The organism is Acinetobacter sp. YT-02, assembly GCF_002412355.1.
Lineage (GTDB): Bacteria > Pseudomonadota > Gammaproteobacteria > Pseudomonadales > Moraxellaceae > Acinetobacter > Acinetobacter towneri.
On the sequence record NZ_NOZT01000002.1, the window covers coordinates 16919 to 36974 of the forward strand.

The 20056-nt window shown below is 41.7% G+C and carries 18 protein-coding genes; 7 read left to right on the forward strand and 11 right to left on the reverse strand.

All coding sequences use genetic code 11. The annotated features are described in order from the left end of the window. Nucleotides 1-150 precede the first annotated feature (150 nt). A complete protein-coding gene (gene glnA, locus CF596_RS01065; RefSeq protein WP_171324771.1) occupies nucleotides 151-1566 on the reverse strand; it encodes a type I glutamate--ammonia ligase in 1416 nt (471 codons plus the stop codon). Between the two features lie 875 nt (nucleotides 1567-2441). Between glnA and CF596_RS01070 the strand changes: the two genes are divergently transcribed. The 5 genes from CF596_RS01070 to folE all read left to right on the forward strand — a co-directional run bounded on the left by CF596_RS01070 (nucleotide 2442) and on the right by folE (nucleotide 6266). Further along, on the forward strand, nucleotides 2442-3026 hold the full coding sequence (locus CF596_RS01070; protein WP_004971915.1) for an aminodeoxychorismate/anthranilate synthase component II: 585 nt from the start codon (nucleotides 2442-2444) through the stop codon (nucleotides 3024-3026). 17 nt (nucleotides 3027-3043) lie between these two features. Then, nucleotides 3044-4090: an anthranilate phosphoribosyltransferase gene (gene trpD / locus CF596_RS01075; protein ID WP_096901041.1), complete on the forward strand. Its 1047-nt coding sequence runs from the start codon at nucleotides 3044-3046 to the stop codon at nucleotides 4088-4090. Between the two features lie 21 nt (nucleotides 4091-4111). Further along, nucleotides 4112-4918: an indole-3-glycerol phosphate synthase TrpC gene (trpC, locus tag CF596_RS01080; RefSeq protein WP_096900953.1), complete on the forward strand. Its 807-nt coding sequence runs from the start codon at nucleotides 4112-4114 to the stop codon at nucleotides 4916-4918. Between the two features lie 16 nt (nucleotides 4919-4934). Then, nucleotides 4935-5624: a Smr/MutS family protein gene (locus tag CF596_RS01085; RefSeq protein WP_096900954.1), complete on the forward strand. Its 690-nt coding sequence runs from the start codon at nucleotides 4935-4937 to the stop codon at nucleotides 5622-5624. A 93-nt stretch (nucleotides 5625-5717) separates the two neighbouring features. After that, nucleotides 5718-6266 carry a GTP cyclohydrolase I FolE gene (gene folE / locus CF596_RS01090; RefSeq protein WP_171062567.1) on the forward strand — a complete coding sequence of 183 codons (549 nt, stop codon included), beginning with the start codon at nucleotides 5718-5720 and terminating at the stop codon, nucleotides 6264-6266. Between the two features lie 98 nt (nucleotides 6267-6364). Here the strand turns inward: folE and CF596_RS01095 are convergent, their stop codons facing one another. The 5 genes from CF596_RS01095 to hemE all read right to left on the reverse strand — a co-directional run bounded on the left by CF596_RS01095 (nucleotide 6365) and on the right by hemE (nucleotide 12535). Then, nucleotides 6365-7720, reverse strand: a complete 1356-nt coding sequence (locus tag CF596_RS01095; RefSeq protein ID WP_096900955.1) for a diguanylate cyclase — start codon at nucleotides 7718-7720, stop codon at nucleotides 6365-6367. Between the two features lie 105 nt (nucleotides 7721-7825). Next, the gene (locus tag CF596_RS01100) at nucleotides 7826-9775 is read right to left on the reverse strand and encodes a DUF4105 domain-containing protein (RefSeq protein ID WP_197704855.1); all 1950 of its coding nucleotides are present in this window, start codon (nucleotides 9773-9775) and stop codon (nucleotides 7826-7828) included. 94 nt (nucleotides 9776-9869) lie between these two features. Then, complete coding sequence (locus CF596_RS01105) at nucleotides 9870-10340, reverse strand: DUF3015 family protein (protein WP_096900956.1); 471 nt, start codon at nucleotides 10338-10340, stop codon at nucleotides 9870-9872. Between the two features lie 233 nt (nucleotides 10341-10573). Continuing rightward, the gene (locus CF596_RS01110) at nucleotides 10574-11392 is read right to left on the reverse strand and encodes a DUF817 family protein (protein ID WP_096900957.1); all 819 of its coding nucleotides are present in this window, start codon (nucleotides 11390-11392) and stop codon (nucleotides 10574-10576) included. Between the two features lie 72 nt (nucleotides 11393-11464). Then, a complete protein-coding gene (gene hemE / locus CF596_RS01115) occupies nucleotides 11465-12535 on the reverse strand; it encodes a uroporphyrinogen decarboxylase (protein WP_096900958.1) in 1071 nt (356 codons plus the stop codon). Between the two features lie 271 nt (nucleotides 12536-12806). On the opposite strand from hemE, the gene CF596_RS01120 reads away from it, so the two are divergent. Then, nucleotides 12807-14051 (forward strand): L,D-transpeptidase family protein, encoded by a 1245-nt coding sequence (locus CF596_RS01120; protein ID WP_004971948.1) that lies wholly within the window; start codon nucleotides 12807-12809, stop codon nucleotides 14049-14051. Between the two features lie 202 nt (nucleotides 14052-14253). Further along, nucleotides 14254-14946, forward strand: coding sequence for a pirin-like bicupin family protein (locus CF596_RS01125; protein WP_096900959.1), 693 nt, complete (start codon nucleotides 14254-14256; stop codon nucleotides 14944-14946). Nucleotides 14947-15084: 138 nt separating this feature from the next. Here the strand turns inward: CF596_RS01125 and CF596_RS01130 are convergent, their stop codons facing one another. From CF596_RS01130 to CF596_RS01150, 5 genes are all read right to left on the reverse strand, one after another. Further along, a complete protein-coding gene (locus tag CF596_RS01130; RefSeq protein ID WP_004971952.1) occupies nucleotides 15085-16152 on the reverse strand; it encodes an ArsO family NAD(P)H-dependent flavin-containing monooxygenase in 1068 nt (355 codons plus the stop codon). A gap of 228 nt (nucleotides 16153-16380) precedes the next feature. Next, a complete protein-coding gene (locus tag CF596_RS01135; protein ID WP_004971953.1) occupies nucleotides 16381-17253 on the reverse strand; it encodes a transporter in 873 nt (290 codons plus the stop codon). Between the two features lie 155 nt (nucleotides 17254-17408). Then, complete coding sequence (gene catA / locus CF596_RS01140) at nucleotides 17409-18329, reverse strand: catechol 1,2-dioxygenase (RefSeq protein ID WP_004971957.1); 921 nt, start codon at nucleotides 18327-18329, stop codon at nucleotides 17409-17411. 200 nt (nucleotides 18330-18529) lie between these two features. After that, a complete protein-coding gene (locus tag CF596_RS01145) occupies nucleotides 18530-19591 on the reverse strand; it encodes a phenol 2-monooxygenase domain-containing protein (protein ID WP_004971960.1) in 1062 nt (353 codons plus the stop codon). A 68-nt stretch (nucleotides 19592-19659) separates the two neighbouring features. After that, the gene (locus CF596_RS01150; protein WP_096901043.1) at nucleotides 19660-20022 is read right to left on the reverse strand and encodes a phenol hydroxylase subunit P4; all 363 of its coding nucleotides are present in this window, start codon (nucleotides 20020-20022) and stop codon (nucleotides 19660-19662) included. Nucleotides 20023-20056 lie beyond the last annotated feature (34 nt).

Sequence of the window (20056 nt, forward strand, 5' to 3'; positions counted from 1 at the left end):
ACCGATGGCGCAATTCCCTGCAATTATCCAAAAAAATTAAGCGAATTCTTATATTTTGATAAAATCCATGCCAATTCAAAACCATGATTGCACCATCTAAAACAAAAAACCCGCCGAAGCGGGTTTTTCAAATTTAAGATTTTTGATGTATTACAAGCTGTAGTACATATCAAATTCAACTGGGTGAGTCGTCGTGTTCAAACGACGTACATCTTCAGTTTTCAATTCGATATAAGCATCAAGCATGTCTTTGGTGAATACACCACCTTTTAATAAATAGTCGTGATCTTCTTTCAAAGCATCAAGCGCCATTTCTAGGTTGTGTGCCACAGTTGGGATTTTTGCTTCTTCTTCAGGCGGAAGGTCATACAAGTTTTTATCTGCAGCTTCACCTGGGTGAATCTTGTTTTGAATACCGTCAAGACCCGCCATCAACAATGCCGCAAAACCTAAGTACGGGTTCATCATTGGATCAGGGAAACGTGCTTCAATACGTTTGCCTTTCGGGCTAGACACGTAAGGAATACGAATAGATGCAGAACGGTTACGCGCTGAGTAAGCCAACATAATTGGTGCTTCAAAGTGCGGTACTAAACGCTTATATGAGTTGGTCGATGGGTTAGTCAACGCGTTCAAAGAGCGGGCATGTTTGATAATACCGCCAATGAAGTACAACGCCATTTCTGACAAACCTGCGTATTCATCACCTGCAAATAAGTTTTTGCCATCTTTAGAGATAGACATGTGTACGTGCATACCTGAACCGTTATCGCCTACCATTGGTTTAGGCATAAAGGTTGCAGTTTTTGCATATTGATGCGCAACGTTCCAAACTGCATATTTGAACTGTTGCACTTCGTCAGCTTTACGCACCATGGTATTGAAGCTCACACCAATTTCTAACTGGCAAGATGCAACTTCGTGGTGATGTACTTCTACACGACCAGGCCCCATGATTTCTTCAATTTTTGCACACATATCTGCACGCATATCTTGAGAAGAATCTACTGGTGGTACTGGGAAATAACCGCCTTTCACACGTGGACGGTGACCTGAGTTACCAGCTTCGTAGTCTTTACCTGTAGACCATGCAGCTTCTTCAGCGATTAATGTGTGGCGCGCGCCAGACATATCGATGTCCCATTTTACTTCGTCAAATACGAAGAATTCTGGTTCTGGACCAAAGAAAGCAGTATCACCAATACCTGTCGATTTTAAATATTCTTCAGCACGGCGAGCAATAGAGCGTGGATCGCGGTCATAGCCTTGACCTGTCGATGGCTCAATAACATCACAAGTCACCACTACAGTTGGCTCTGCAAAAAACGGGTCGATAAAACCTGTTTCAGCATCTGGACGTAAGATCATGTCAGACGCTTCGATACCTTTCCAACCAGCAATTGAAGAACCGTCGAACATTTTACCATCTTCAAAAGTATCTTCATCGATAGTATCTGCTGGGTAAGTAACGTGTTGCTCTTTACCCTTAGTGTCCGTAAAACGGAAGTCTACCCATTTTGCGCCACTTTCTTGGATGAGTTGTAGGACCTTGTTCGCCATGCTCATTTTGCTCCGATGATTTTTTGTTGCACCCGAAAGTGCGTGTTAGTAGTTGGCAGTTATTAAGCAATTAGCGTACCAACTTTTAAAAGCAAAGCTAAAACCATGAATTCCGTATGAGAATACATCATTTAAAAAAATTACTTTGTCGCTATTATACTGTCAGAAATACGATTTGCACCATATTCAAACACTGTTCATTTGATTTGATTTAAAACCGCAAAACATAGCACCATTTTAGTGCATTTATGTTTTATTTCTGTTGAATTGTAGATCAAAAAATAGCTCAAACTGTATCTATGCAAGCATTTTGCTGTGCCAAGCTTGCATTGAGCAATGCAAATTGTCCGACCAATCTTAAACAACCTTTTATTTTTTATTGAGCAAAAATAATAAGATCGTTTAAAAATCCTAAATCTGTATTCTTTTCGAGCAAACCGATTGAAAATACCTTTACTACACATTTGTATTTTCTATCGAAACGCTGCACTCAAACTGCCTGACGTGAACCGCTAATAACATGCGCCATGATGCTACTTTTTGGCGCATTTTTTATGCTGTCTTAAGTGTGAAGCTAAAATATGACGGCAGAATGACCCTGCTTGATTAAGTGGTCATTTCTTTCAAATCAAACCTGAACATTGCGCAGCAAGCTTTGAAAATCTATAAATTGGTGAATGCGCTGATAAGCTTTAACAGGGATTATCATATAAATAGTCCGCAGAAAATGCTTATTTTTTGCTATGATGATAAGCGCTTCCTTATTCCACCTTCTTTTCGACAAGAAAAATAAAGTCCTTTCTCGTTATAGGCGCAGGAATAAAGCAAATTATCTCAGACTCTTTAGCACTTAAAGTGTTCAATTTTCAATAGGTTAGCTCATGCTTTTAATGATCGACAACTATGACTCTTTTACCTACAACATCGTCCAGTATTTTGGCGAGTTAAATCAGGAAGTAAAAGTCGTTCGTAATGATGCCGTGACATTAGAAGATATTGAGCGATGGCAACCCAAGTATTTGGTGATTGGCCCAGGCCCTTGTTCTCCATCTGAAGCAGGGATTTCTATTCCTGCAATTCAGCATTTTGCAGGCAAAATTCCGTTACTGGGTGTGTGTTTAGGACACCAAAGTATCGGACAAGCCTTTGGTGGAAACATTGTGCGCGCTAAAACCGTGATGCATGGTCGTTTATCGGATATGTACCACAGCAACACAGGTATTTTTAGCAATCTGCCTTCACCATTTTCTGCAACCCGTTACCACTCTTTGGTGATTGATCAAGCAACCTTGCCAGATTGTCTGGAAGTGACATGCTGGACCAAAGAAGCAGATGGTTCGATGGAAGAAATTATGGGCGTGAAGCACAAAACTTTGCCTGTTGAAGGCGTGCAATTTCACCCCGAATCGATCCTGAGCCAACACGGTCATCAAATCTTTAAAAACTTTTTGGAAATTTACGCATAATGAGCGAGTCAAATCACATGAATATTCAACAAGCACTCAACCATATTACAAAACAAATTCACCTGACTCAGCCTCAAATGGAAGATGTGATGCGCGCGATTATGTCGGGCGAAGCAACAGACGCTCAAATTGGTGCATTGATGATGGGCTTACGCTTAAAAGGCGAAAGCATTGATGAAATTACTGCTGCTGCACGTGTAATGCGTGAATTTGCCATCAAAATTGATGTCAGCGATATTCCTTTTCTCGTAGACATTGTTGGTACAGGTGGCGATGGTCAAAACCTATTTAACGTATCTACCGCTTCTGCTTTTGTGATTGCAGCTGCAGGTGCAACCATTGCCAAACACGGTAACCGTGGGGTTTCAACAAAATCAGGTTCATCAGACTTGCTTGAGCAAGCAGGCATTAATCTTGATTTAAACATGCAACAAACGGAACGCTGTATTCGTGAAATGGGCGTAGGTTTCTTGTTTGCACCGAATCATCACAAAGCCATGAAATATGCGGTTACCCCGCGTAAAGAGTTGGGTATTCGCAGTATTTTCAACTTGCTTGGGCCATTGACTAACCCTGCGGGTGTAAAGCGTTTTGTCATTGGTGTGTTTAGCAATGAATTGTGCCGCCCAATTGCAGAAGTGATGAAACAGCTCGGTGCTGAGCATGTCATGGTGGTGCATTCTAAAGATGGTTTAGATGAAATTAGCCTTGCTTCGAGCACTTATGTTGCAGAACTCAAAGATGGTGAGATTACCGAATGGGAACTTACCCCTGAAAGCGTGGGAATTGAATCTCAAACTTTAACAGGACTGATTGTAGAAAACTCTGCTGAAAGCTTGAGTTTGATTAAAGATGCTTTAGGCAAAAACAAATCAGACAAAGGCGAAAAAGCGGCCAATATGATTGCACTCAATGCGGGTGCGGGTATCTATGTTTCGGGTCTAACTACAAGCTACAAACAAGGTGTCGCTTTGGCACATGACATTATTTATGGTGGACAAGCTTTGGAAAAAATGGGCGTGTTGTCTGAATTTACCAAAACGCTCAAACAGTACGAAGCATAAAGCAAATCAGGAAGGTGCATCATGGTGGATATTAGCAATACCATTTTAGGTAAAATTGTAGAACGTAAAAAAGAAGAGTTTGCCGAGCGTTTAAAACAACGCAGTTATGCAGACCTAGAACAATTGGCACGTGCAGCAACACCTGCACGTGGCTTTGCACAAGCCTTGCATAACAAACGCCCAGCGGTGATTGCGGAAATTAAAAAAGCATCACCATCTAAAGGCATTATTCGTGAAAACTTTGACCCTGCCGAAATTGCACAGCAATATGAAGCCGCAGGCGCAGCCTGTTTATCTGTGCTGACTGATGTCGATTTCTTTCAGGGTGCAGATGAAAATATTCAGATTGCCCGTTCACACTGTAACTTGCCTGCTCTGCGTAAAGATTTCTTGATTGATCCGTATGGTGTGGTGGAAGCACGTGCCTTACATGCAGACTGTGTGTTATTGATTGTATCTTGCTTATCTGACCAACAGTTGGAAGAAATGTCGGAAACGGCTTTTGAACATCATTTAGATGTGTTGGTTGAAGTGCATGATGAAACTGAATTGGAACGTGCTTTAAATCTTTCAGAGCGTTGTATTTTAGGGGTCAATAACCGAAATTTAAAAACCTTTGAAGTCGATTTAAATACCTCATTGCGTTTAAAAAACTTGTTGCCACCTGCACGTTTATTGGTCACGGAAAGTGGTATCGCCACACCAGAAGACGTCCGTATGATGCAAGACCATGATATTCACAGCTTCTTGGTCGGTGAAAGTTTTATGAAACAAGCACGTCCTGACCATGCCTTTACGGCACTGTTTGGTCAGCCTGAAAATCTATAATCCAATTTGAAATACCATGAGTAAACATGATTCTTCGCTTTCTAAAGAACAGTACAATTTACTGAAATCTTTTAAAAAGCAAATCACTCAGCCTCATACTTCAAGCATTGCTAAGCCGTCTGAACCCAAAGTTCTGACGCCTGAGCAACAACAGGAAGATGATCTCGCATTGTTTCGTCAGCAAATGCAAGGCGTTCAAAAAATGGATGCAGGCAATATTGTAAAAATCGAACACACTGCCAAGAAAAAACCAGATGCTCAAACGCTGGCCAAACGTGCAGCAGCCATAGGGCCTATGGAAACCGATGACACCTTGCTGTCCGATACGCAAGCCATGCTTAACCCTGTGGGCAGCCAAGCTTCGCTGAGCTATCGCATTGCAACTTTGCAACATAAAGTCTTTGAAGATTTAAAAGCAGGCAACTTACGCTGGTTTGAAGCTGTTGATTTGCACGGTTGTACGGTAGAAGAAGCGCGGGTAGCCGTTTTGCAAATCATTCAAATGGCTAAAGATGAAAACCAGAACGTGATTAAAATTGTGCATGGCAAAGGCCCTGAAGCCATTTTAAAAACTTATGTAAATGGCTGGCTGCGTCAGCATCGTGATGTTTTAGCTTTTGTGAGTGCGCCTGAAAAACAAGGTGGCACTGGTGCAGTTTTAGTGTTGCTTAAACGCAGCGAAAAGAACCCAAAGTTTAAACAGTAATCGGTTTCATCTTTTAAACAAGGCATTGCAATAGTTTTCTGTTACAATGCCGACCTTGTTCAATATCAGTGTAAGTGAACACGTCTTATGTCTATGCAGCAATCCTACGCAAACATCCTAACCGCCGTTGGTGAAGATCTTAATCGTCCAGGTCTAAAAGATACGCCGATGCGTGCTGCTAAAGCTTTTTCGTATTTAACTTCGGGCTATAGCCAAACCTTAGCCGAAGTGACCAATAATGCCGTATTTCCATCCGACAACCGTGAAATGGTCTTGGTGAAAAATATTGAGTTCTACTCACTGTGTGAACATCATTTATTGCCATTTTATGGTCGCGTGCATATCGCCTATTTACCTGAAGGTAATGTTTTAGGCTTGTCTAAATTTGCCCGTATTACCGAAATGTTTGCACGTCGTTTGCAAATTCAGGAAAATCTGACTCAGCAAATTGCGGAAGCTGTGGCTGAAGTGACCAAAGCACGCGGTGTTGCTGTGGTGATTGATTCAGCCCATATGTGCATGATGATGCGCGGTGTAGGCAAACAGGAATCGACCACACGTACCGTATCTTTTGTAGGTGACTTTAAAACAGATAAAGAAGCCCGTCGTGAATTTTTAAGTGCGGTGCCTGAGAGTTTTTAAATTGTGGCTAAGTTCCTCAATCAAATAAAAAATCCCGAAATTTATGTTCGGGATTTTTGGGTTTTAGATTAAAAAATTAGCTTGATACATCTTCAGATTCAACCTACAGACACATTGTTGCGTCCATTATTTTTTGCCATATACAAGGCTTTATCCACTTCTTCAAAAAAACGTTGATAGTCTGGATGCCCATCATATTCATGCACACCTATACTAATGGTAAAGTTAAATTCTTCACCTGTTGATGTTTTTAATGTGGCTTTTTCGACACGTTTACGAATATTTTCAGCGACTACCAAGGCACGATCAATGGTGGTATCAATCTGTAACAGTAAAAATTCTTCGCCGCCAATTCGGAAGGCATAGTCACTGCCTTTTGCATATTGCAAAATCACATCAGCTAAAAACTGTAATGCATCATCTCCTGCTGCATGTCCATAACGGTCATTGATTGATTTAAAATGATCGGCATCTATCGCCAACAATGTTAAAGGCGAATTATTTTTTCGTGAAAAATTAATTTCACGGGACACGATGGTATTTAAATAACGGCGGTTGAGCAGTTGAGTTAAGGCATCATTGCCTGAACTGATATATTCAGACACCTGAAAAATTTGATCGACTAAATGCAAAATTTCACGATTCTTGGCACGAATGGATTGAATCATTTCAATTGCCTGTGCCTGACTTTCACATTGACCAATTTTCTGAATTAATTCATCCACCTGATAAATAAATTCAGTAATAGTTTGTACTTGTTCTGAACTTGAAAATGCATAAGCCGCTTTATGAATAAACCATAAACCAAATTCTGTTTTAGATAAAATCGGTTGCGTCATTTTGGTGTGATCGGACACCACCTGAAACATCAGTTCATTTTCCCAATCCAGCAAAGTTCCGCGTTGTCGATCTTTGTGCACGGCAACATCTTGCATGGCAGAAAATAAGCGATAGGTATGTTTCATATCATTATGTACTTCGACCTTCATTTCATAAGATCGGCACATAATTTCTGTGGCAAAGCATAAAATTTGGCTTAAATAATTAAACTGATTTAAGTTGCTATTGGCTTCTGTTGCAAAAAACTCAAAAGCCTTTTTTATAATAACGCGCACACCACGAATAATCAGCCAAGATGGAATTTGTACACGTGCATGCACATCGCCCACTTTAAATTGCTTTTCTACAATCTCGTTATAATTGTGTTGAAACGGAACTTCAAAACTGGAAATTAGCCACTGATATAAAGAGTTTTTTAAGCGATTCTTCACCATCTCTGCAGACAAAAATTCTGTCGCATGTTCTTCAAGCAACATTTGCTGATAGAACTCGATCACAAAATCTTCTGCATGTGCTTGAATAAACTGGAATGTCGCTTGCAAATCTTCTGGCTTAAATTGCTCGCAAATTGACTTCCATTGCTCTGCAAGCTCATGCGTACACTCTTGATACATCCACAACAACCCAGCCAAAAGAAACTGCTAAATTTTAACGGGTTTCACCAGCAACTCAACTTGTTTAGCTGGTTTTTTACAATTCAGTATAAATTCAACAGCTCTTTAAAAAAAATGCACATAGCCTAAACTGGTCTTGTTCCAGTCCTGTTTGTCCTGTTGTTGATATTCCCAACCCAATCGCAACACATGCTGCGGGTTGAGTACATATTGCAACTGGCTGTTCAGCTTAAATTGCCATTGGTGACGATCTTCCCAATACGGTAATTCAAGCTGAACCAAACTATTCATGCGTGCTGACCAGATATTTTGACAACCCAGTGTTGGGCCAATTCCAACACGCCAGCCTTTGTCTAAAGCCTTACCCGCTTGCACATGATTTTGAATTTGCACATAACACAAATGTTCACGCGCTTGATTAGCCACGCTATAACCAAACTGTGTTTTTAAACTTAAAACACCATGCTGTTCCGTTTCGCTAAAAGCCCCGTGCGAATTCAGGGCTTCTTGCTGCCAACCCAAATTAAAGCCCCAACTAAGTGGTGTTTTAAATGCGGTCATTGGGTTATAAGAGTTCACCGAGAGTAAATCTAACTGATTCAGTTTTAAGCGGTCTTCACGATATTGCACAGAAGCTTCTAAAAAGTTGAGTTGCGTCCCTGTACGAAAACCACCTTGCGGATCAAGTAAGTCATGGTAAGCCTGTCGATGACTCAACTCTACAAAATGCTCGCCTTGCACCTCGCCAGTACGCACAGCAAAGCTTCGTGCATGATGCCCCTGCACAGGATCGACCTGAGGGCGTGCGACATCCTGACGTTGTTTTTCTAAATTGATCTGACTTCTTAAACTTAAAATTTGTCTCAGTCGCGGTTGTGCAATTTTGGCTTCAATTTTGCATCCAATCAGTTTCAGATACAAATCGTCATAAGCCATTTCCAGAATTTTAGCTTGATCGATTTGGCTGTGATTTTGCAAAACTGCCGCCACATTTTCAGGTTCTGCTTCGGCCACTTGATGGGCAGTTTTTGCCAACGCTGTGCCATGTTGTCTAGCTTGCGCCAATAACTGAGTTTCCAAAGCAGGACGATAGACAACATCTGCCACTAAATTTTCCTGCTCTACAGCTTTTAGTGTTTCAATTGGAATAGATGCGACTCTAAACTGCTGCTGTAAATTCAGCTCAGGGCGCACCAAATCCATTAAACCCAATAAGCGATAGGCACAATTATCACTGATAAAATAATACGGAAATTGCACATGCTTCATTTCCCAAATGTGCTGCACTAAAAATGTGGTTTCCTGCTCATTCAGTGCCAGTTCATATTCCCACAAATCTCGGCTTTCTAAATCGCCATATTCTTTTACTTTGCGGTAATACGGCATCAGTGAATATTCACCCGGATATTGCCCTGTAAGTCCTTTCCATGCATAAGACCAACCTTCGCTGCCCGTTACCGTTGCTGCATAATTGACAGCATAAGAAATTAAATTCAGTTGTTTTTGATCTTTTGGGTCTAAGCGCAATAAAGTATGCCCAAACATAGAACTTGGATTGCCCATAAAGTCTGTGGCATAAATCAGCACTGCTTTATAAGGTTTAATTTGTCCAATCCATTCGTCCAATTCAGGACATTGCACCTGTGCCAAATCTTGTTGAGGAATTTGTAATTGTTCAATTAACCAGCGGCTACGTGCAGGAAATTTGCACTGCACCGATTGATTGGCAGGCGCTGTTTCAAATAATGCCTGCACATTGCGAAGTAACTCTTGGTTTAAATTGCTTCCGCCTTGTTCCGACACAAAATAGCCTGCATATTGCACTTTACTTTTGCCTTGCTGCGCATACATTAAACGCTGCCAAGTCACCTGTTCTGCCAAGTGTAGGTCTTTGGCTTTTTGCACATAATGTGCGGAAGATATTGCTAATTTATTTGTATTTTGTACTGTAGAAGTGGCTGTAAGTGGCTGAATCTGTATTGGAGATATTTCAGGAGATAACGCAAAAACCGTAGGAGATAAAAAAACTAAACTACTTAAAATAATGGATTTCATGGACATTTTATAAATTTTATATACATATTCAGGCTTAAACGTATTCTTGTGCTATAAAAAAGCCCTGCGAATAATGCAGGGCTTTTATTCAAACTTAAACGTATGCTTTTAAAACGTCATCATTCGCCATCACGTTCTGTAAAGATGCCAATACTTCTAAAGAAGTCTGGTTTTCTGCAGAATAAATAGATGCAAAGTTTTGCTTAGAAACCGCAAAGAAATGTGCTTTATCTTCTGCTTTAATGCTTAATAATTCAGCCAATACGTTCAAGCTTTCGCCTTCACCAACTGCCATATCGCGTGCCAATGTTTCAGCATTTTCATTGGTAAATGTCACAACTTGTGCAGTTACTGTACCTGTACCGCTACAACCTAAAGTACCAAATGTGATACCAAACAATTGGTTTGCAAAAATACCGTTTGTAGTTGCTGCTAAAATTTTTGCAACTTTGCCAGACTGACCTGCCCAAACTTGAGAACCGATACCACAACCTGCATCACGGTCTGCAAATGCTGCTGTAGAACCCACTGCCAAGACAGCAGCCAATGCTAATTTTTTAATCATCACCTTACTCCAGAGATTTATTATTCGAAAAATTATGCTTCGAATCATTATTATTGCTTTGTGTAACATTTATTACACCGCTTTAAGATAGCGAGATGTAGCTGAGAACGCAAAACATTTATACCAAAGTCATGCATTATTTTTGTGCATTTTTGTAGCGATGATTGATTTTATCTTCAAATTTGGGTTTAAGTTTAAAGATAGATTCTGTATGTTCGAGGTCGTATTTAGATTTAGTGCTGCTGATTTTCAGCTTTCAGTCTCCACTGACCTTGGGCATCGCGATAACCCAAAATTTTCATGACCAAAACCAGACTCAGTAAAAGCAATAAATACCAAGAACCGAGTTTTCCCCAGCCGACCATGTGCCATGCATCGACCTGACTTGGATACAACCATATTTGATAAAAGGTGCTAATATTTTCTGCCACCCAAATAATAAAAGCCAAAAGCAGCAATACAGGCAACATCGGTAGTTGTAATTGAGACCGTTGTAATTGAAAACGAATTTTGGTTTTCCAGAAAATCACAACGCTCCACGCAAACAAGCCATAACGAATATCGGGGATAAAAAACTTGCTCATGAAGTTGATATAAGACAACACTGCCAAAGCCAACAAATTGCTAAAAGTCGGCAAATTCAGCAAAGATACCCGATACAAACGCAAAGAACGCGCAAAGAAACTGCCAACTGCAGAATACATAAAGCCTGCAAAAAACGGTACGGTCATAATTTTAAAGACAGCAGGTTGAGGATATTGCCACGATGCAATTTGTGGATGGGTTAAAAAAATTTCCATGATCATCGCCAAAATGTGAAACAAGGCGATGACTTTGGCTTCTGCCCAAGATTCTAGTTTTAAATATAAAAGACAAACTTGAATAATTAAGGCATAAAACAATAAATAGTCGTAACGGAAAAATCCGAAATATTCCTGGCTACCCATTGATGCAGTGAGTGCAAATGCAATCAGCAATAAAATTCCAAATAAGGCAGCCGAAGCTGCCTTAGTCGAAAACTCAAGTCCTGACTTTAACCATGTTATCCACATGATCTGACAACCTGACCGAAGCTGAGATTACACCTATACATCTACAAATGATCCATCTATATCATTGTGCGATTATAGATATTTGGCACTGTATTCATGTACCGTGTCGATAAATACTTTAGGACGTTCAGGGTCTACCCACTGGGTAATACCATGCCCTAAGTTGGCTACATAACCTGTTTTTTCACCATTGGCATAGGCATCATCCAGCATCGCACGTGTTGCTTTGGCAATTGCTTCAGGTGAACCGTACAAAGTGGCTGGGTCTAAGTTACCCTGCAATGCGGCACGACCACTCACCGTTTGACGTGCGACATTTAACGGTGTTGTCCAGTCCAGACCAAAAGCATCTGCACCTGTTGCAATCATTGGCTCCAGCCATTGACCGCCACCTTTGGTAAATAAAATAATAGGGATTTTACGTCCATCTTTTTCACGTTGCAGACCTGACACAATTTTCTGCATATAGTGGAGTGAAAATTCAAGATATTCACGATGGGCCAATGCACCGCCCCAACTATCAAAAATTTGTACTGCCTGTGCGCCTGCATCAATTTGTGCATTTAAGTATTCGGTCACTGCATCGGCCAAACGGTCTAATAGTGCATGTAAAACTTCAGGCTGTGCGTACATCATGTTTTTGGTGAAACGGAAATCTTTGCTTGAACCACCTTCAACCATATACGTTGCCAAAGTCCATGGACTACCTGAAAAACCAATTAAAGGCACTTGTCCGCCCAAAGCAGAACGAATGGTCGATACTGCATTCATGACATAGTCTAAGTCTGACTTGGCATTAAATTTAGGTAAATTGGCAACGTCTTGCTCGGTACGCACCGTTTTATGAAACTTTGGCCCTTCGCCTACTTCAAAATACAGACCTAAGCCTAATGCATCGGGTACAGTTAAAATATCTGAAAATAAAATCGCAGCATCTAATTCATAACGACGCAAAGGCTGTAAAGTCACTTCACAGGCAAATTCAGTATTTTTGCATAGAGAAAGAAAATCTCCTGCCTGCGCACGTGTAGCACGATATTCTGGTAAATAACGTCCTGCCTGACGCATCATCCATACGGGCGTGCAATCTACTGGCTCACGTAATAAGGCACGAAGAAAACGATCATTTTTTAAGGTCGTCATTTACTTTCCCAACTCATTTTCAATCTTGCAGCCATCATATCAAAAAGGTTGAAGTTTTAATAACTTCATTTCTTGCTCGTCTTTTCAGCCTATTCTAAGTGTTCAAATTCAGCTTACGTTTATGTGAAATACATCACACAAACAAAAGTCACTGTAAAATTGGGGTTATCTTGCATATTTACACAAAACAACTACTGCATCTCCTTAGTTTTTCTGCAATACTTGGCTAGTTTTTATCTATGTAAATGAATAATTCTCAAGGTTGAATTACATGTTGGTTCGCACAATACTCGCAATGAGTTTAAGTTGCATTTTTGCAGGGACTACTTTTGCTGCATCTACTGCTGAACAACCGTTAAATCCACAAGTGATTAGCAATACCGCTATTGAAGATCCGATTGATCCTTTAGCGACAGAAGCATCGGCTGCACAAAATAATCTAAATGCAACAGACACTGCTATTACGCAACAAGAACAAAATGATTTAAATAAGGCTTCAAAAACCTTAGATGATCTACACAAAACTGAAGATACCACTGCCGATGTAGGCACTGCACCAACAAAAAGCTCTGCAAGCCAAACTGCTACATCCAACACAGCAGCACCAAAAGCTTCATGGACTTTAGATGGTTTAAATAATGCCACTTGGTATGAAAATATTGGTAAAGGTCAGTTCCCTGTGTATGCACGTGCACACGTGATGCTGAACAATTCACATGCTTCTCCAGGTGCAATTGATGGCACTAGTGGTAAGAACACCCTAAAAGCAATTGCATCATTCCAGCAAATGAATGGCATTAGCCCAACGGGTATTTTAACCAAAGAAACTTGGGATGCGTTGGTTGCACGTCAAGGTTCACGTCCTGCATTTGTAGAATACACGGTTACTGAAGCGGACTTAAAAGGTCCTTATGCGAAATCTATTCCGCATGACTATGCAGAACAAGCCAAAATGAAAGGCTTGTACTACACCCGCGTAAGTGAAATGTTAGGTGAAAAATTCCACATGGATGAAAATTTCTTAAAGAAATTAAATCCGAATGCAACATTTAATAAAGTGGGTGAAAAGTTATTGGTGACCAACGTTCGCAATGACTTACCTGAAGACATTCACCTGATTGTGGCGCACAAAGGTGCAAAACAACTGTATTTGTTCAACAAACAAAACCAAATGGTCGGCTCATTCCCAGCAACCATTGGCAGTGCAGATACTCCATCGCCAACAGGTACTTATAAAGTGACAGGTGTTGCACCAAACCCATGGTACAGCTATTCACCAAGTAACTTTATTCAGGGCAAAAACTTAAAACCGCTGTCTTTACCACCAGGCCCTAACGGCCCTGTGGGGAATATCTGGATTGGTTTAAGTAAAAAATCATTCGGTATTCACGGCACACCAAACCCATCGACCATTTCAAAAACGGCGTCGCATGGTTGTATCCGTTTAACCAACTGGGATGCAAACGATTTAGGTCGTAAAGTACGTTCTGGCGTGACTGTAAAATTCCTTGAATAATCAGTGATCGCTTTAAACCGCAAAAGACCCACGTTTTTACGTGGGTTTTTTAATGCCGCGATAAAACTCTAAAATGTCTAGGTTCTGCAAAAAATCTACACATGTTGCAATTTTAGAACGGCATGTTGCAGTTCGCCTCTAGGTCGGCTGCGGTGAAAAGATTAAGATTAGTTCAAGTTAAAAAAATGATAGGAGCATTATCATGAATGCTTATTTACACCGTAGTGAAGATCGTGGTCATGTGAAAATGGGGTGGTTAGACACCAAACATAGTTTCTCTTTTGGTAATTGGTATAACCCGAAATATATGGGTGTTAGTGCCTTACGTGTCATTAACGATGACCGTATTGCCGCACATAATGGTTTTGGTACTCACCCACACGACAACATGGAAATTTTGACTTGTGTATTAAGTGGTACGATTTCCCACCGCGACAGCATGGGCAATGAACGCCATATTACTGCAGGTGAATGGCAGTTAATGAGCGCAGGTACAGGCGTTCAGCACAGCGAAATTAACAATGGTGATGAAGAAGTACACATGCTGCAAATTTGGATTCAGCCGAATGTACGCGATGCAGAGCCGACGTATCAGCAAATTCAACGTGACCCAAATACAGCACCCAACCAGTGGCATTTAATTGTCGGCCCGAATGACAATGCCCCAATGCACATTCGTCAACAGGCAGAAGTAAAAGCAGCTGTTTTAGAAACTGGACATCGTTTAGAAGTTACAGCAACACAAGCGGTAAACTATGTGCATATAATTCGTGGTGAAATCACCATTGGCGAGCAAACAGTTAAAGCGGGCGATGCTTTGTTATTTGCTGATAATGCTGTGATTGAAGCAAAAGAAGACAGCCAGTTCATTTGGTTTGATTTACCAAAACAGTAAGTCCTGACTGTCACCTTATTATGATTGAGCATCTTTAATTTTTTGAGTTACCCTCTTGCCCTCTTCTACAGAGGGCTTTTTTATGGCTGACATTGCATGATTCATTTTTTAAACACAGTTTTTGTCACGTTAATGACTTTACGCTGTTGTCTGCAAATACGCAGCAATTTGCTCTGCCACATTCCGTGCGGTTCGGGAAACACCAATTAAAGTTGCCGAGGCTGCGCCTGTCCAATCGCCATAACCAACCAACCATAAATTTTGCTGTTGTAACGCTCGATTTTCTAACACATCGACTGTGCCTTGTGCATTAACCACATTCAAACTTTGTAAATGCGACAATGCTGCCTTAAAACCTGTGCACCAAATAATGGCATCAATTTCCTGTTCGCGCCCATCTGCCCAAACTGCACTATGTTCGGTTAAATAGTCAAATGGCGGCAGACCATGTAATACATCACGTTGCCGTGCTTCTTTGACACTTGGAATCATCACAATATCGCCCAAACCACCGATCGGTTGTTCAATACTGCGACCTTCCTGCTGGGCTTTTAAGCGCTCCGTGGCACGTAAAAATAAAACCCGTCCATCTACATCATCGGCTAAAAAACTTGGCGGTTGCTGTGTAACCCAAAAAGTTTCGGCCACTTTAGACACTTCTGCCAAAATTTGTGCGCCTGAGTTACCCCCGCCGACAATCATGACTCTTTTGCCCTGAAAAGCATTGGCATTGCGGTAATGAGCCGAATGAATTTGTGTGCCTAAAAAGCGTTCGCGTCCTGTATAAGCAGGAATAAAAGGCTGACTCCACGTTCCAGTAGCACTCACAGCGGCTTTGGCTCGCCAGCTTTGCTGTGCCGAACACACAATTAAATCATTGCCTTCCTTCAGGACTTTTTCGACCTGCACAGGACGCAGCACAGGAAATTGATAGCGTGTTTCATACGCTGTTAAATAGTCAATCACTTCTAATCGTTTCGGATATTCCTGTTCGGTTTTTGGCATTAACCAGCCGGACAAAGAACTCCATGTATTTGGAGAGAACAGCTGTAAAGAATCCCACGCATGTTGCCACGCACCGCCCGACTGCGTTTGATTATCCAAGATCAGAAAATTGATTTTTTGCCGTTTTAAAAAGTAAGCCGTGGCCAATGCTGCTTGTCCGCCACCAATAATAATTACATCGGCATCCATTATTTGATTCAAAATGGCTCTCCTGCTCGCAATACGCACCCTGTTGCTATGCCTAATCTTAGCGCATAAGTGCAACACGTGAGAGATTAAAAATTCAGTCCACCAAACTCAACTTATGGAAGCACGTAATTAGAAGCAAGCCATCTTGAAAAATGATGCTGCAAAAAAGCCAAGTCTTTCAACTTGACTTTGTTTTGTAAGATAGCTTGATGTGCAACACTGCAGAATCAGGTTCGGGCTTTAAAAAGCCCAAACCAATTTCAAAGTCGAAGAGTGTCCTTCAGGACGATGTTCCACTTCGGTTTCTTTCAAAAACTTTGCTTCCAAAGACCAATTATCACGTTTGTATTGAATCGCGGGACCAAAAGATAGAGCCTGTCCTTTATTGCCAATACTGACACCATTCACTTCATCATCTGTGGTTTGTTTAAATACATAACCTTCGAGTGCCAATTTGACTTGATCATTCAATTGATAACCGATTGCATAATCTCCAGCGAAATAATCCCCCGACTGATAATTTGTGTCGTCATTTTCACTGTTGAAGCTATAAGACATTTTGGTGGAAAACTCCCAACCTTGCGGCTGCAAATAAGAATACGCAAAGATAGGACGAATGGTGTTGTAGTTCTTACCTAAGTTGGCAACTACAGGACGTTGTGGATTGGCATCTTCATAATCGCCTGTTGCGAGCACACCTTCTAAAGCAGCTACACTGTGATGATTGCCTTTATGCCAACCCAACATGCTGCCAATAATCAAATCGCCCAAACCACTGTTAGAGTCTGACATGCCCATCACATTTAAACGCAAATCGACCAAAGGCTGTGCAGCATATAAACCCAACTGACCGCCTGCAATGTGTTGGGGGGTCATCCATACCAAACGTGGAATATAGACATTCACATCGGCATGGAAATTGTCTGGGCCGTCTTTAAACTCACTGGCATGATAGTTCTGATAGTAGTTGAGTAAGTATACCCCAGCTGGTGGTAAAGCCCCTGCTGCAATGCCTTCTGCGCCTAATCCAAATGTATCTAAACCGTTTTCTGTTGCATTGACGTGTGTCGCCATGACACCCAAAAGCATGAGTGCCCAAATTTTGTTATTCATAGAACATCCTATTCAATAGAAATTTTGATGAAGTCTGCCTGCTGCGCCTGAATCATTCATGCGCGAACAGCCGACTTTTAAGGGCAGCATCAACAAAGAACTTGCTGATGCTGTATTGGCGAACGTGTTAAAACTTTGTGTTTTAAGGTGTGGGATTAAGCACTTGCACGACGACGTTCAACTTCAGTCGATGGTGCATTTGCAGTGTCTTTGACTAATTCAAAGTTAAAGGTGATGTGCTTAAATGGTTTGTCTAAACCACGGCGCTGAATTTCTGCAGCATCGGTCACATCTACCGCTGTTGCAACCAGACCTTCACGGGTCGCAAATGCGAAGTCATCCCACAGGTATTGATCACCTTCAATGTTAAATTGCGTAGTGAGTTTGCGGTAACCTGGTGCAGAAATGAAGTAATGCACGTGAGATGGACGGTTGCCATGACGACCTAGTTTGTTTAATAAAGCTTGAGTCGTGCCGTCTGGTGGGCAGCCATAACCGACTGGCATGGTCGTTTGCGCCACATATTTACCATTGGCATCACTGAAAATAGTACGGCGTAAGTTAAAGTCAGACTGAGATTTATCAAAGAATGAATAGTTACCTAAACCGTTGGCATGCCAAACTTCGACTTTGGCATTTTCAATGATATTGCCATTGGTGTCAGTGACTGTACCTTCAATAATTAACGTATCTAAATGGTCTGATTCTGAACCATCATCCATACGCGCAAAACCGACTGATTCAGGCGCACCTGCAACATAAAGTGGCCCTTCAATGGTACGTGGTGTACCGCCTGTTACGCCTGCTTTGGCATCGGCTTCATCGGCACGTAAATCTAGATAATGTTCTAAACCCAAACCTGCTGCAAGTAAACCAAGTTCATTGGCTTTGCCTGCATCGGTAATATATTCCAGACCTTTCCACACTTCTGAAGGCTGAATGTCTAAATCTTCAATGGCTTGAAATAAATCTGCCACTAAACGCACCACTATTTGCTGCACACGCTGATCGACAGGGCGTGTAGCGGTGTCTACGTTCATTTCCTTCACTAAAGTATCAATTTGTTGACGGTCCATGTAACTCTCCTTGGCTATTTTGGCTTTGCTGGTTGTCGCATTGCTATTTTGGCTTTTGACACTGCCTTACTGTGTTGATGATGGTGTCAGTGCTGAGCTAAATGCCTCAACACTGACCGACTTCCTTGGAAACTTTTTATCTATTGCAATTCGATAGGCTCAGTACAATATTGCAGCACCTATCCACTTTTGAATATGTGTTAAATATGTTTAAACAATGCTGAACGTGACTGACCACTTGCACCATCGGCAGCACTCAAGAAGCGTTCAGTGTGAATATCACGTTCAAACAAACGGCTTTGCATTAAGGTCGAAATTGCTGCATCAATCATGACTGGTGGGCCGCATAAATAGGCTTTGTGTCCACCGCAACGCTGCTCAAAATAATCGGCAACCGCTTCATGCACATAGCCTGTAAATCCTGTCCAATGGTCTTCTGCTTTAGGTGCATTTAATGCAGGAATGTAGCGGAAGTTTGGATAGTCTTTGACTAACTGCTCAAACAGTTCTCGGTTATATAATTCCGCAACATCACGCGCACCTTGGAATAGGTAAATGGTGCGGGTATCACCCGACTCTAGTAAGTCTAAAATCATAGATTGCGGGCTAGATAAACCTGAACCACCTGCAATAAAAATCGCATCCTGATCATCCGATTTACGTACAAAGAATTGTCCGTATGGCCCTGAAATTTCCAGTGCGTCGCCTGCCGCAAGCTGCTCATGCACATAGGTCGTAGCACTGCCGCCCACAACATGACGAATATGCAATTCAATAATGCCTAGTTCGCTTGGTGCATTGGCAATTGAGAAGGCACGAGTGCCTTCAATACCCGGGAATTGCACGTTAATGTATTGCCCTGCCTGAAACTCCATCGGGCGGTCTAACTGCAAGCGCACACCTTTAATGGTTGGAGATAAGTCCTTTACCTCAAGGACTTTGGCCTGATAATCCTGAACCAAATATCCCAAGAAATCTGGGTCTTCATCAACATCGGCTTCAATGGTCATGTCTGATTCAGGCTTACAGCAGCACGCCAACACTTTGTGTTCTTCACGTTCCAAATCCATCAGCGCGAAAGGTGACGCTTCGCCGACATCATAATAACCATCGGTGACTTGGACTTTACAAGTGCCGCAAGTGCCATGCCCACAAGCAAATGGCAACCACACGCCTTGACGTAACGCGGCATCTAAAATGGTTTGATCTTCTTCAACCTCAATGGTTGTGCCAATTGGCTCAATTGTGACTTGATAGCTCATCTGCGACCTCCTGTCTTGTACTTACTGACTGTGCTTTGCTGTCTTTATTTTGTTGTGATCTTACTGTTTTAAACGTGTGCGCTCTTGTACCCATTCAGTCCTGGGGTCACAAAACGCAGTAGTGATTTTTGATCGAAGCCAATTTCTGCCAAGGTCTGTTCAGGGCGTGGCTGAATTACCTGTTTGTTTAAAGTAAATTGCACTTCATCCCATTTAATGTTTTCAAAGTCAGGATGTTGATGGAAACCCGCCTGCATTTGCTGATCCAAAAATTCCTGAAAGGTTTGCTGCGGCGAAACCAACATGGCGTGTGCAGAACAATATAAAGTGTGATGATCCCAACCCACATACACCAAAATGTTGTCGCCATAGTGTTTTTGTAGGTCGCGTGGTTCAAAGTCGTAATCTGGGCGAATAGCGCGTACTGACATGGTCATTCTCCGTATTGGGGTGGTTTGAGCCGCA

Excerpts from the sequence above, each read along its gene's own strand:
- CF596_RS01150 (WP_096901043.1), bottom strand. The coding sequence starts at position 20,022 with ATGTCAGTACGCGCTATTCGCCCAGATTACGACTTTGAACCACGCGAC.
- trpC (WP_096900953.1), top strand. The coding sequence starts at position 4,112 with ATGGTGGATATTAGCAATACCATTTTAGGTAAAATTGTAGAACGTAAA.
- CF596_RS01085 (WP_096900954.1), top strand. The coding sequence starts at position 4,935 with ATGAGTAAACATGATTCTTCGCTTTCTAAAGAACAGTACAATTTACTG.
- CF596_RS01105 (WP_096900956.1), bottom strand. The coding sequence starts at position 10,340 with ATGATTAAAAAATTAGCATTGGCTGCTGTCTTGGCAGTGGGTTCTACA.
- CF596_RS01145 (WP_004971960.1), bottom strand. The coding sequence starts at position 19,591 with ATGAGCTATCAAGTCACAATTGAGCCAATTGGCACAACCATTGAGGTT.
- CF596_RS01135 (WP_004971953.1), bottom strand. The coding sequence starts at position 17,253 with ATGAATAACAAAATTTGGGCACTCATGCTTTTGGGTGTCATGGCGACA.
- CF596_RS01100 (WP_197704855.1), bottom strand. The coding sequence starts at position 9,775 with ATGAAATCCATTATTTTAAGTAGTTTAGTTTTTTTATCTCCTACGGTT.
- glnA (WP_171324771.1), bottom strand. The coding sequence starts at position 1,566 with ATGAGCATGGCGAACAAGGTCCTACAACTCATCCAAGAAAGTGGCGCA.
- CF596_RS01070 (WP_004971915.1), top strand. The coding sequence starts at position 2,442 with ATGCTTTTAATGATCGACAACTATGACTCTTTTACCTACAACATCGTC.
- CF596_RS01110 (WP_096900957.1), bottom strand. The coding sequence starts at position 11,392 with ATGTGGATAACATGGTTAAAGTCAGGACTTGAGTTTTCGACTAAGGCA.
- CF596_RS01125 (WP_096900959.1), top strand. The coding sequence starts at position 14,254 with ATGAATGCTTATTTACACCGTAGTGAAGATCGTGGTCATGTGAAAATG.
- CF596_RS01120 (WP_004971948.1), top strand. The coding sequence starts at position 12,807 with ATGTTGGTTCGCACAATACTCGCAATGAGTTTAAGTTGCATTTTTGCA.
- hemE (WP_096900958.1), bottom strand. The coding sequence starts at position 12,535 with ATGACGACCTTAAAAAATGATCGTTTTCTTCGTGCCTTATTACGTGAG.
- CF596_RS01095 (WP_096900955.1), bottom strand. The coding sequence starts at position 7,720 with ATGTATCAAGAGTGTACGCATGAGCTTGCAGAGCAATGGAAGTCAATT.
- catA (WP_004971957.1), bottom strand. The coding sequence starts at position 18,329 with ATGGACCGTCAACAAATTGATACTTTAGTGAAGGAAATGAACGTAGAC.
- trpD (WP_096901041.1), top strand. The coding sequence starts at position 3,044 with ATGAATATTCAACAAGCACTCAACCATATTACAAAACAAATTCACCTG.
- folE (WP_171062567.1), top strand. The coding sequence starts at position 5,718 with ATGCAGCAATCCTACGCAAACATCCTAACCGCCGTTGGTGAAGATCTT.